Source organism: Sulfuritalea sp. (genome assembly GCF_017302275.1).
Lineage (GTDB): Bacteria > Pseudomonadota > Gammaproteobacteria > Burkholderiales > Rhodocyclaceae > Sulfuritalea.
Genome location: NZ_JAFLDR010000004.1, coordinates 1 through 12955, shown reverse-complemented (window position 1 = coordinate 12955; position 12955 = coordinate 1). Strand labels below are relative to the sequence as shown.

Annotated in this window: 10 protein-coding genes; 7 read left to right on the top strand and 3 right to left on the bottom strand. The window is 65.6% G+C overall.

Going from position 1 to position 12955, the window contains the following annotated elements; all coding sequences use genetic code 11:
* The first annotated feature begins 28 nt into the window (after positions 1 to 28).
* From J0M27_RS03030 to J0M27_RS03005, 6 genes are all read left to right on the top strand, one after another.
* Positions 29 to 1222, top strand: a complete 1194-nt coding sequence (locus J0M27_RS03030) for a CaiB/BaiF CoA-transferase family protein (protein ID WP_294987324.1) — start codon at positions 29 to 31, stop codon at positions 1220 to 1222.
* A gap of 44 nt (positions 1223 to 1266) precedes the next feature.
* A complete protein-coding gene (locus J0M27_RS03025) occupies positions 1267 to 2418 on the top strand; it encodes an ABC transporter substrate-binding protein (protein WP_294987322.1) in 1152 nt (383 codons plus the stop codon).
* A gap of 51 nt (positions 2419 to 2469) precedes the next feature.
* On the top strand, positions 2470 to 3519 hold the full coding sequence (locus tag J0M27_RS03020) for a 4Fe-4S dicluster domain-containing protein (protein WP_294987320.1): 1050 nt from the start codon (positions 2470 to 2472) through the stop codon (positions 3517 to 3519).
* A 170-nt stretch (positions 3520 to 3689) separates the two neighbouring features.
* The gene (locus J0M27_RS03015; protein ID WP_294987319.1) at positions 3690 to 7226 is read left to right on the top strand and encodes an indolepyruvate ferredoxin oxidoreductase family protein; all 3537 of its coding nucleotides are present in this window, start codon (positions 3690 to 3692) and stop codon (positions 7224 to 7226) included.
* A gap of 290 nt (positions 7227 to 7516) precedes the next feature.
* Complete coding sequence (panP, locus tag J0M27_RS03010; protein ID WP_294987317.1) at positions 7517 to 9163, top strand: pyridoxal-dependent aspartate 1-decarboxylase PanP; 1647 nt, start codon at positions 7517 to 7519, stop codon at positions 9161 to 9163.
* An 84-nt stretch (positions 9164 to 9247) separates the two neighbouring features.
* Positions 9248 to 9928 (top strand): YdcF family protein, encoded by a 681-nt coding sequence (locus J0M27_RS03005; protein WP_294987315.1) that lies wholly within the window; start codon positions 9248 to 9250, stop codon positions 9926 to 9928.
* A gap of 242 nt (positions 9929 to 10170) precedes the next feature.
* On the opposite strand, the gene J0M27_RS03000 is transcribed toward J0M27_RS03005, so the two are convergent.
* The 3 genes from J0M27_RS03000 to J0M27_RS02990 form a co-directional block, all read right to left on the bottom strand.
* Complete coding sequence (locus tag J0M27_RS03000; protein ID WP_294987313.1) at positions 10171 to 10638, bottom strand: cyclic nucleotide-binding domain-containing protein; 468 nt, start codon at positions 10636 to 10638, stop codon at positions 10171 to 10173.
* A gap of 295 nt (positions 10639 to 10933) precedes the next feature.
* Positions 10934 to 11188, bottom strand: coding sequence for a hypothetical protein (locus J0M27_RS02995; protein WP_294987311.1), 255 nt, complete (start codon positions 11186 to 11188; stop codon positions 10934 to 10936).
* Between the two features lie 151 nt (positions 11189 to 11339).
* Positions 11340 to 11846 carry a DUF1993 domain-containing protein gene (locus J0M27_RS02990; RefSeq protein ID WP_294987309.1) on the bottom strand — a complete coding sequence of 169 codons (507 nt, stop codon included), beginning with the start codon at positions 11844 to 11846 and terminating at the stop codon, positions 11340 to 11342.
* A gap of 141 nt (positions 11847 to 11987) precedes the next feature.
* On the opposite strand from J0M27_RS02990, the gene J0M27_RS02985 reads away from it, so the two are divergent.
* On the top strand, positions 11988 to 12955 hold a 968-nt coding region (locus J0M27_RS02985; RefSeq protein ID WP_294987307.1), incomplete at its 3' end, for a serine/threonine-protein kinase.

The window sequence follows — 12955 nt, the reverse complement described above, 5'->3', positions numbered from 1 at the left end:
CTTGGGGCGGCCCTGCGGAAGCAGCAGCGTGAGGCGCAGAACCATCCTCTCGATGGAGCAGGCATTGAGCCTGCCCTATGCGACGCTGCGATTTGCCCAGCTAGGCTGGCGCGTGATCCGCATCGAATCCACGCCCAACGGCGAAGGCCTGCCCGGCGACCCCAACCGCTACATCGGCGGTCGCGTCGCCGACGACGACCGGCGCAGCTATTTCATCGCGCCCAATGTCGGCAAGGAAGCCATCGCGCTCAACCTCAAGGACCCGCAGGGCCAGGAGGTACTGCGCCGGCTGATCAAGGAACTCGACGCCGACGTCTTCTGCTGCAACACCGTGCCCAAGCGCTACAAGCAGCTCGGCATAGACTACGAGAGCCTCGCGGCGGTAAAGGCGGACCTGATCTGGGCCGGCATCTCGGCCATGGGCCCGGACTATCCCGAGGCGCCCGGCTATGACCCGGTGATCCAGGCCATGGCCGGCTACATGGAGCTCACCGGCCCGGCCGACGGCCCGCCGACGCTGTCCGGGGTGCCGCTGATCGACCTCAAGGCCGGCGACGAGGTCTATGCCGGCGTGATGATGGCGCTGCTGGAGCGCGCTGAATCCGGCCGTGGCAGCCGCATCGACGTCTCGATGCTGCAGGCGGCGGCCTCCTGGCTGATCACCACCCTGCCCCTGCTCGACTTCGACTGCGACCCGTCCGAAATAACGCGCTGCGGCAACGAGCATCGCAAGTTCATCCCGACCAACGTCTATCCCACCGCCGACGGCTTCATCTACATGGCCATCGGCAGCGACGTGCAATGGCGGCGCCTGACCGAGATTCCCTGGTTCGCGCCGGTGGCCAATGCCGTGCGCGCCACCAACGAGGGCCGGGTCAAGGAACGCGAAGCCATCCACCGCGACATGGCCGCCGTGACCCGCCGCGTGGCCACCGCCGACATTGCCGCCGCCTTCCGCCAGGCGACCATCCCGCATGCCGCCATCAACGACATTCCCGCCGTGCGCGAGATGGAAGCCATCGCCCGCGCGCTGACCCGCACGCAGGCGCCCGACGGCCGCGCCCTGCGCATGCAGCCGCTGGCGGTCGACAGGCCCGGCGCAAAGTGCGAACTGCGCTTCCCGCCGAAGTACGGCGAACACACGGTCGCAGTCCTCGCCGAAGCCGGATTTTCGGCGGCGGAATGCTCAAGCCTCCGGGAACAGGGCATCATTGCCGGATGACACTCACAACCGCAACTTCACACATTCACCAAGGAGGAGACACAATGAAAAAAATGCACGCCCTGCTCGCCGCCGCCGGCATCGCGATGGCGATGAGCCTGCCCGTTCACGCACAGGTCAAGATCGGCGTCATCGCCTCGTCGACCGGCGCGATTCCCTTCGTCGGCATCCCGCAGAAGAACGCCGTAGCCCTGCTGCCGAAGAAGATCGACGGCCTCGACGTCGAGTACCTGGTATTCGACGATGCCAGCGATCCGACGCAAAGCGTGACGCTGACCAAGAAGCTGCTCGGCGAGAGCAAGATCGACGCGCTGATCGGCCCCTCAGGCTCGGGCAACGCCATGGGCGTGCTGCAGTTCATGGCCGAGGCGCAGACGCCGATGCTGGCGCCGGTCGGCACCTCCGCCGTGGTGCTGCCGATGGATGACAAGAAGCGCTGGGTGTTCAAGACCCATCCCAATGACGATGTGATCAGCGAGGGCCTGGTCGCCGCCATGACCAAGCGCGGCGTGAAGACCGTCGCCTTCATCGGCCGCAACGATCCTTACGGCGAAAACTGGTACAAGACCTTCTCACCGATGGCCGAAAAGGCGGGCATCAAGGTCGTCGCCAACGAACGCTACGGCGCCAAGGACACCACCGCACTGGCGCAGGCGCTGAAGATGGTCGCCGCCAAGCCCGACGCGATGATGGTCGCCGGCGTCGGCGCCGATGCCGCGATGCCGCACTCGCAGCTGGTCGACTCCGGCTTCAAGGGTCCGATCTTCCAGACCCACGGCGCCGCGTCCGGAGCCTTCCTGCAGATCGGCGGCAAGAAAGTCGAAGGTGCGCTGATCCTGGGTCCGATGGTGGTGGTGCCCGACGAGATCCCGGACAGTGCTCCGACGAAAGCCGTGACCCTCGATCTGATCAATGGCTACGAAAAGGCCTTCGGCGCCAAGCCGCCGGTGTTCGCCGCCGGCACCTATGACGCTGGCCTGCTGCTGTCCAATGCCATTCCCATCGCCATCAAGAAAGGCAAGCCCGGCACGCAGGAGTTCCGTACCGCATTGCGCGATGCGCTGGAGGGCACCAAGGAGCTGAAGGCCTCGCAGGGTCCGATCAACATGTCGGCCGCCAACCACTCGGGCTACGACCTTCGCGGCCAGGTCCTGATCACCGTGAAGGATGGCAAGTTCGCGCGGGTCAAGGACTGAGCCGTGCGGGGCGGCGCACCTGCCGCCGCCCCGACAACCGCCAACTGAAGCATGAGCAAGAAAAACCAGCCACCGTGGACTCCGTCGCCGGAGCATGCGGCGCTCTTGCCTGAAATATCCGGCTGCGACTTCAACGGCTGGGGCGAAACCGAAGCCCGCCGCCCACGCCAGATTTTCTGGTTGCGCAAGCCCGGCAACCACCCCTTCGCACGCCTGCTCGATGCCGTCAAGCAGCGCTTCACCCAGGTCCAGGCCTACAACGACGTCTATGCAAAGGCCGATCGCGGCCCGCACAAACTGCCCGATCCGGCACCCGAACGCCGTGGCGCCAGCGCCGACTCCTGGACCGCGCAGGTCAAGGACTTCGTCCTCGACCGCCCCGGCGCGCGTCCGGCCGGCTACCCCGGTGCCGGCAGCGAAGCGGAACTGGTAGGCATCGCCGCGATTCGCCCGGAATGGGTGTACGAGGGCTTCGAAAGCACGCTGCCCAATCTGGTCATTGTCGGCAACGCGATGGATCACGCGCGCCTGTCCAGGGTGCCGTCGAGCGCCGAGGACCCTGAAGGGCAGCTCGAAGTCTGCGACCAGTACAACCGCGGCGCGCGCGTGGTGAACTGGCTGGCACACTGGATTCGAGGCCAGGGCTACCAGGCCGTGCCCCACGCCGGCCCCTGGGTCGGCTCGCTCAACCTTCTGCCGGCCGCCATCGCCTGCGGCTTCGGCGAACTGGGCAAGCACGGCTCGCTGATCAACCGCGAGTTCGGCTCCAGCTTCCGCCTCGCCGCGGTCGAAACCGACCTGCCGCTGCTGCCCGATGCACCCGATGCCTTCGGCGCCGACGACTTCTGCGCCGGCTGCCAGGTTTGCGCCAACGAATGCCCGCCCGATGCCATCAGCCGCGAAAAGCGCCTGGTGCGCGGCACGGTGAAATGGGCCGTGGATTTCGACCGCTGCATCCCTTACTTCAACGAGACCTACGGCTGCGGCATCTGCATCGCCGTTTGCCCGTGGAGCACGCCGGGCCGTGCGCCGAAGCTGGCCCAGCGCTTCAGCCGCCGCGCCGCCGAGCGCGACGCCACGCGCAGTGAGGTTGCCGCATGACCGCCTCGCACCGCATCTCCACCCGCTACCGCACCTGGTGGTGCACCACCACCCACAGTTCCCGAACGGCCCCGCCCTCCGTGCGTTGACAGCCGCGATCCGCCACGGATCGCACGTGTGGCGGACACCGCTGCTGCGCACCGCAGCGGCGCGCAGCAGCAGGAAAGGGAATGCAGATGACGCTTGCCAATGTATCGCTCGACGACAAATACCGGCTCGAACACGGCCGCGTCTTCCTCACCGGGATGCAGGCGCTGGCCCGCCTGCCGATGCTGCAGCATGCCATGGACCGCGCCGCCGGCCTGCATACCGCCGGCTATGTGTCCGGCTATCGCGGCTCGCCGCTGGGCGGGCTGGACACGGCGTTGCACGCCGCGCGCCCCTTCCTCAAGCAGCACGACATCACCTTCCAGCCGGGCGTCAACGAGGACATCGCCGCAACCGCGATCTGGGGCACCCAGCAGCTGCACCTGTTCCCCGAGCCCAGGTTCGACGGCATATTCTCGATGTGGTATGGCAAGGGCCCCGGCGTCGACCGCAGCGGCGATGTGTTCAAGCACGCCAACCACGCCGGCACCGCGAAGCACGGCGGCGTGCTGCTGGTCGCCGGCGACGATCCGGGAGCGCGCTCATCCGCGGTGGCGCACCAGAGCGAGCACATTTTCGCGGCCTGCGGCATCCCGGTGCTGGCGCCCGCCGACTTGCAGGAATACCTCGACTTCGGCCTGCACGGCTGGGCCATGTCGCGCTATTCCGGCTGCTGGGTGGCGCTCAAGCTGACCTCCGACACGGCCGAAAGCTCGGCCACCGTCGAAGTCGACCCGGCGCGCCTGAAGATCGTCATGCCCGACGATTTTCGCCTGCCACCCGACGGCCTGCACCTGCGCTGGCCCGATTCGCCGCTGGCGCAGGAACTCCGCCTGCAGGAATTCAAGGTCTATGCGGCACTCGCCTACGCCCGCGCCAACCGGCTCAACCGCATCGTGTTCGACAGCCCGCGCCCGCGGCTGGGCATCATCGCCTGCGGCAAGGCCTGGCTCGACCTGCGCCAGGCGCTCGACGACCTCGGCATCGACGAGGACTATGCCGCCGAGATCGGCCTGCGCCTGTGCAAGGTCGGTATGCCCTGGCCGCTGGAAGCCGAATCGGTGCGCCACTTCGCCGAAGGCCTGGAAGAGATCCTGGTGGTCGAGGAAAAGCGCCAGGTGATCGAATACCAGTTGAAGGAAATGCTCTACAACTGGACCGACGGCAAAGGCCGCGAAGTGCGCCCGCGCATCGTCGGCAAATACGACGAATCCGGCGAATGGCCGCAGCCCGAGCATCGCTGGCTGCTGCCGCCCACCGCCGAGCTGACGCCGGCGCTGGTCGCGCGCGCCGTCGCGTCCCGCGTCGGGCGCTTCCACAAATCGGAGCGCATCGAGGCCTACATCGCCTTCCTCGACGCCAAGGCCAGCGCCCTGTCGCGGCCGCGCACCACGCTGCTGCGCACGCCCTACTTCTGCCCCGGCTGCCCGCACAACCAGTCCACCAAGGTGCCCGCCGGCAGCTGCGCGCTGGGCGGCGTCGGCTGCCACCTGATGGCGGTGATGATGGGCCGCAACACCGTCACCATTTCCCACATGGGCGGCGAAGGCGCCGCCTGGCTGGGCGTCTCCGGCCACAGCGGAACCACGCACATCTTCGCCAACATGGGCGACGGAACCTACTTCCATTCCGGAATACTCGCCATACGCGCGGCAGTGGCAGGCAAGATCAACATCACCTACAAGCTGCTGTTCAACGACGCCGTCGCCATGACCGGCGGCCAGCCGGTGGACGGCACGCTGACCGTGCCGCAACTGACGCGCCAGCTCGCCGCCGAGGATGTCAAGCGCATCATCGTGATGTCGGACGAACCGGAGAAGTACAAGGGCGTCGCCGATTTCGCGCCCGGCGTCGAGATCCGCCACCGCGACGAACTCGATGCGACGCAGGTCGAACTGCGCGACACTCCCGGCGTCACCGTGCTGATCTATGATCAGACCTGCGCCGCCGAAAAGCGCCGCCGCCGCAAGCGCGGCCGCTTCCCCGACCCCGCCGTGCGCGTCTTCATCAACGAGGCGGTGTGCGAAGGCTGCGGCGATTGCAGCGTCAAGTCCAACTGCCTCGCCGTGCTGCCGGTCGACACCGAGTTCGGCCGCAAGCGCGCCGTCGACCAGCACTCCTGCAACAAGGACTACTCCTGTGTCGGCGGCTTCTGCCCCAGCATCGTCACGGTGCACGGCGGCAGCCTGCGCCGCGGGCGCGCCATGGCCGCCGCGCCCGAGGAATTCACCGACCTGCCGGAGCCCCGCCACGGCGGCCTGGGCGAACCCTACGGCATCCTCGTCACCGGCGTCGGCGGCACGGGCGTGGTCACCATCGGCGCCCTGATCGGCATGGCCGCCCACCTCGAAGGCAAGGGCGTCACCGTGCTCGACATGACCGGGCTGGCGCAAAAGGGCGGCGCCGTGATGTCCCACGTGCGCATCGCCGAAAGCCAGCAGCAGCTCCATGCCTCGCGCATCGCCACCGGCGAGGCCTCGCTGCTGCTCGGCTGCGACATGGTGGTCGCGGTCAGCGACGACGCGCTGTCGAAGACCGCCGCCGGCTCGACCCACGCCATCATCAACACCAGCCAGGCGATCACCGGCGAATTCCTGCGCAACCCCGATCGCACCTTTCCCGCCGATGCCATGACGCAATCGGTGGTCGATGCCGTCGGCGCCGCCGCCACCACCCTGCTCGACGCCAGCCGCATCGCCGCGCGCCTGATGGGCAACAGCATTTCGACCAACATCTTCATGCTCGGCTACGCCTTCCAGCGCGGCTTCGTACCGCTTTCGTCCGAGGCGCTGCTGCGCGCCATCGAACTCAACGGCGCCGCCGCCGAAGAAAACCGCCGTGCCTTCTCCTGGGGCCGCCGCCATGCCCTCGACCCGGCCCGCGTCGAGGTGCTGGTCGCCGCCGGCGAGGTGCGCAGCCCGACGCACACGCTCTCGACCAGCCTCGAACAGATCATCGAACGTCGGCGCGAATTCCTCGTGGGCTATCAGGACGAGGCCTACGCGCAGCGCTACATGGCACTGGTGGAACAAGTCCGGGAGCGCGCAACAAGAGTCGGCGCCCCACAGGGACTTCCTGCGGTCGCTGGCGCTACGGCACTCACCGACGCAGTGGCTCGCAACTACTTCAAGCTGCTCGCCTACAAGGACGAATACGAAGTCGCGCGCCTGTTCGCCGACCCGCAGTTCGAGAAGGAACTGGCGGCGCGCTTCGAAGGCGACTACCGGCTCGACTTCCACATCACCCTGCCCTGGAGCCGCGCAGAGAAGCCCGGCGCCGAGCCGAAGAAAATCCGCTTCGGCCCCTGGCTGCTGTCCGCGATGAAGTTCATGGCCCGCCTCAAATTCCTGCGCGGCACCGCCTTCAATCCCTTCGGCCGCATCCCCGAGCGCGTGCAGGAACGCGAACTGATCGCCGACTACGAGCGCACTGTGGCCCACATCCTCGACCGCCTCGACGCCGACAATCTTGCGGCCGCCGTCGCCCTGGCCAGCGTACCCGACGGCATACGCGGCTATGGGCCGGTCAAGGAAAGATCGGTGGTTCAGGCAAGGGCCAGGCAGGAGGAGTTGCGGGCGGCCTTCGATCTGGCGGCGCGGCCGGCGAAGTTGGCTGCATGAGGGTGAAATAGTGCGGTCAGCGCCGGACAGCAGAAGAAAGTCGGCGCCCCACAGGGACTTCCTTTGGTCGCTGGCGATACGGCGGCGATCGCCCTGACCTGCCGTTGAGGCGCCCCGGATGCACGCTCCGCCGGCTTGCGCGCGACTGAGCTCGCCGGGGACGGTACGCATCGCGAACCAAGCATCCCGGCAGCAGTTCGGGCAATTTCCCGTTTCCCGCAAACTGATGACGTTTCCCGCGACCAGTGGCCTTATCATCCCTCCCTCAATAGTCGCCATCCTTTTCCTTCATGCTTAACTCCAGAGAACCCGCCCAGGCCAGCCTGGAAAACCTCTACCGGATCTTCACTGTTCCGGAATCGCCCGAGTCCACCCTGGGGCGCATCGACCAGGCCATCTCCGACAACCTGATGGGCTTTCTGCAGGACCACATCGTCGCGGTCGAGCGCGACCTGGCCGAGATCGAGCGGGATTTCTCCCAGTCGCGGATTCCCGAAGATCCTTCCTACGTTTCGACCTATACGGAATTCCTCAAGGAAAAGGTCGTCTCCCAATCCGTCCACACCGCCGCGCCCGGATTTATCGGCCACATGACATCCGCCTTGCCGAATTTCATGTTGCCGCTCTCCCGCATCCTCATCGCGCTGAACCAGAACCTGGTCAAGGTCGAAACCTCGCGCGCCTTCACGCCCATGGAGCGGCAGGTGCTGGGCATGCTGCACCGGCTGGTGTACAGCGGCGACGACGACTTCTACGGCCAGTGGATGCAGGACAGCCGCCACGCCCTGGGCGCCTTCTGTTCCGGCGGGACCATCGCCAACATCACGGCCCTCTGGGCGGCGCGCAACCGGCTGTTCAGTCCCTCCGGAAATTTCAGGGGCATCGCCCAGGAAGGCATGTGCAAAGCCATGGAGCACCTTGGCTGCAAAGGGCTCGCCGTCCTGGTATCGCGGCGCGGCCATTACTCCCTGGGCAAGGCCGTCGACGTGCTGGGCATCGGGCGCGACAACCTCATCGCGGTGGACACCGACAACAACAACCGCATCGACATGAAATGCCTGCGCCAGCAATGCGCCAGGCTCAAGGCCGACGGCATCCGCCCGCTGAGCCTGGTCGGGATCGCGGGCACCACGGAAACCGGCAACATCGACCCGCTCGACGACCTCGCCGACCTGGCGCAGGAACTCGGCTGCCATTTCCACGTGGATGCCGCCTGGGGCGGCCCGACCTTGTTCTCCGGCACCTACAAGGTACGGCTCAAGGGCATCGAGCGGGCGGACTCCGTCACGATCGACGCGCACAAGCAAATGTATGTGCCCATGGGCGCCGGCATGGTGCTGTTCAAGGACCCCACCGCGCTGGCCGCCATCGAGCATCACGCCGCCTACATCCTGCGCCAAGGCTCGCGCGACCTCGGCAGCCACACCCTCGAAGGCTCCAGGCCGGGCATGGCCATGCTGGTACACGCCGGCCTCTCGATCATTGGCCGCAAGGGCTATGAAATCCTCATCGACCGGGGCATCGAACGCGCCCACCGCTTCGCGCGCAGCATCGACGCCCATCCCGACTTCGAACTGGTCACCGAACCCGAGCTCAACATCCTCACCTACCGCCACAATCCGGCCTGGATACAACAGGAACTGGCCCGGGCGCCCGCCGAAAAAGCCGCGCGCATCAACGAAGTCATCGACAAAGTCACCGAAACCATGCAAAAGCGCCAGCGCGAAACCGGCCGCAGTTTCGTTTCCCGCACGCGCCTCGCCCCGGGCCGCTACCAAGGCACCAGGATCACCGTCTTCCGCGTGGTCATGGCCAACCCGCTGACCACCGACGAGATCCTGTCCTCGGTCCTTGAAGAGCAGTGCGAAATGGCGGAACAGGAAGAGGTTCAGGTGCTGCTCGAACAGATCGTGGCGCTTTGCGCGCAGGCCGATTGATACAGTCCGACTGCAGCCTGGCGGGGCGCTCGATCGCGCTGTTCCGTTGATTGGTCGGACGCCATGACCCGACTCGAGCAAAGCATGTTTCGCATTTCCCTTTTCCAACGGCGGCAGATTTGGCTGCCAAGCGCGTTCGGTTGGCTGGTTCTGATCGCGTTCGCAGGCGCGGCCGCCTTGTTGGCCGGCTTTCGCGCTTACCCGTTCCTCGCGCCGAATGACCCGGTACCCGGAGCACGGTTGCTCGTCGTCGAGGGTTGGCTGGCATCCGGCGAATTCGATCAGGCAGTGGAAGCGTATCGGAAGGGTCGCTACGACCGTGTCGTCACGACGGGCGGGCCTATCGATCGATTCCCCGAATTGCTTGGGGCATCGAACTATGCGGATTTCGCCGCCCGTTATCTCAAAAGCCAAGGGCTTTCGGGTAGTGAAGTCATCCCCGTTCCCACACCGGCATCGGCGCTGGACCGGACCTATCAGAGCGCGGCCGCGCTGCGTGACTGGGCAGACAAGCCAGGGTCGGGCATCGTGTCGCTGGATGTATTTTCGAGCGGAACCCATGCCCGGCGGTCACGGGCGCTATACCGCATGGCCTTCGGGCCGACCATCGACATAGGTGTTCTTGCTGCCCGGCCGACGGAATACGACCCGGAACAGTGGTGGCAAACAAGTGCCGGAGCCAAGGCAGTGGTCGGTGAATCGATCGCCTTGATCTGGACGACGTGCTGCTTTCATCCGCCCGCGCTGAATTCGCATGACAACTGACGGGCGCTTGCGGGAGTACACAGACCATTACCCCGTCATGCGCCGCAGGTAATGACGTATCGGTTTAGGCACAGGCGGCACGCTAGTCGAATCGGTAAAGGCGGAAATCCCGGCACTTCAGCTCACGATAACCCCTGCCTCGCCTGCCAGGCCGAAACAGCGTGGCAAACCTGCGGCGACGTTGCCGAGGCAGCTTTCGGGAACCGGAGTACTTGATCGTTGCAAACAGTGGCCAGCCTGTTCTAGTCCTTGATGTCGTCCTCGAACACGGCCGGATTCGTTTGCAGGTGATCGAGATGGATCAGGCGCTTCACCAGGATGGCAATCAAGCAATCCCGAAACTTGATTTGCAGCGGCAAAGGCAGTTTGTCCAGTTTGTTGCCTTTGAGGACAAAACAAAATGAGTCTTCAAGCGCAACGACATTCGAAGTTCTGGGGATCTGAATCAGAAAGGATATTTCACCAAAGACGTTTCCGGCGACCATCGTATCGAGAAACTGCTTCGGATTGCTGTTCTTGCTTACGCTTGCGGAACCCTGGAGCATGACGAACAAGGCATTGTCGTCTTTTTCGTTTTCGCGAATGAGGAATTCGCCGGTTCTGAACCTGGAAAAGAAATGCGGCATGCCCAGCAATACCTTCTTCTCTTCATCGGTAAATTTTTCGAAGAATTGCGTCTTTCTCAGCAGCAACGGAAGATCGCCGTACATGACTTCACCTCAGGGTAATTGGATTGCGGCTCATCGCCAGACCATAATCGAGCCCGAACAAAGCGGAGAAAATCCGAGGAGCCGCCAGGGAGTGTGGCTGACGCCGGGTGAAACTGTCAATCGCCGATCCCGGACCGGCTTTGAACCGACTTGCGTCGGTACTCGCGGAACAGCCCGCCCCGGTACCCGCGTCCCGAAGGTGCCCGAGGGAAATCCCCGTGGGACGACGACTTTCAATCTGACGCGGCCGACTCAGCGCCGCCTGCGCCGCTACCCGCACCGAGCAACCGCCCCATCAGCCGTACTGCGGCCACTCCTTCTGGATCTCCCGCACGCAGGCTTCGATGAAGCCCTCCAGCGCCTTGCGGCAGATGTCGGGGTGCCCTGCCCGTATGGCCTTCAGCGCCGCACCGGCCAGCGCCAGACGCTCCGCATGGTTGCCGCCCCGGATGATGGCCACTTCGAGGCTGATCGCCTCGGACTCCAGGCCGCGCCGCGACAACTGGAATTCCAGGCTGCGGAAGCTGTCGTAGTTTTCGTCATTCGCCATGGCTGCCCGGCCGCTCAGAGCCTGTGAAGAAATCGTAGCAAGTGGTCGGCAGCGGGGTGCGGCCTACCGGAACATATGTCGTTATATGTGAGGATAGAGAGGACCGCCCAAGCCCCGATCCGACACGCGCAGCGGATTTATTCATAGGCGCTCAGGGCTCGCCCAGGTAATCGCCCTTGCCTATCTCCACGCCGTTGTGGCGCAGGATGTTGTAGGCGGTGACGAGGTGGAAGTAAAAGTTCGGCATGGCAAAGCCGAGCAGATAGTCCTGTCCCGTGAAGGACCAATCCCTGCCGCCGACGCGCAGCGCGATCGGGCGTTGCTCCGAGCCAGCGACCTGTGCGGCGGCGAAGGTCCCGACGAAGGCAATCGTTCTGGCGATGCGGGCGCGCAGTTCGTCGAAGGTTTGCTCGCTGTCCTCGTAGCGCGGCACCTCGGCGCCGGCCAGTCGCGCAACGGCACCCTTGGCGTGGTCGGTGGCGATCTGCACCTGCTTGATCATGGGCAGCATGTCGGGGAACAGCCTCGCCCCCAGCAGAACAGCGGGATCGATCTTCTTCGCCACGACATGGGCCTGCGCCTTGGCGAGGATGACATCGAGGTTGCGCAACATGTGGGCAAAACGCGGGGCGCTGGCGTCGTACATGGAAAGGCTCATGGCGGGTCTCCGGCAAAACCCTGATTCTGCCACCACACATGGCATCGCCGCAGGAGCAGGTACCCGCCGCTTGGGGGCGCGCCCGGTTCTTTGCGTTACCATTGCCAGGCCTCTCATCAGGACACCCACCGGATCCTAGCCTTGGCTGCCGAGCTGCCGCAGACCCTTTCCCCGGCCTTGCCGCCGGGCACCCTGTTGCAGGAGTACAGCGTGCTGTCCGTGCTCGGCATGGGGGGCTTCGGCATCACCTACCTGGCGGCGGACAACAACCTGCACCTCAAGGTAGCGATCAAGGAGTTCTTCCCGTCCAGCGCGGTGGTGCGCAACCCGTTCTCGGGCGCCGTGGCGCTGAAGTCGGAACAGGCACAGGCCGAGTATTCCTGGGGCAAGGACCGCTTCATGCGCGAGGCGCAGACCCTGGCGCGCTTCCGTCACAAGAATATCGTCCAGGTGTTCCGGTACTTCGAAGGCAACGCCAGCTGCTACATGGTCATGGCCTACGAGGAGGGTCAGAGCCTGGAGGATGCGCTGGAGGCCGACCCTGCACGCTGGGACACGCAGGCCGTGCTGGCCCTGATGATGCCCCTGCTCGATGGCCTGGAGTCGGTGCATGCGGCGGGATTCCTGCACCGGGACATCAAGCCGGCCAACATCGTGCTGCGCGCCAGCGACGGCAGCCCGGTCCTGATCGACTTCGGGGCCGCCCGGGCGCCGACCTCCAGCGACGCGATGACGGTCGTCATCAGCCACGGCTACGGTCCGCCCGAGCAGTATTCCCGCCAGGGCAACCAGGGCCCGTGGACCGACATCTATGCGCTGGGCGGGGTGCTCTACCGGATCGTCACGGGCTCCGTTCCGCCCATGTCGCTGCACCGGATACAGCACGACGCCATCATTCCCGCGACCTTCTATGGCGAAGGCCGCTTCGAGCCGCAGTTCCTCAGGGCGATCGACCTGGCCTTGAACGTGGATGAAACCAAGCGGCCGCAGAGCATCGCCGAATGGCGCAGGTTGCTGGTCGGCGATACGGCCGGTCAAGCCGGCGCCGTCGCGCCGCCCGGCGTCGGCGGTGGCCACGCCGTGCCGGCGGTGGCAGATCGCGCCGGGCG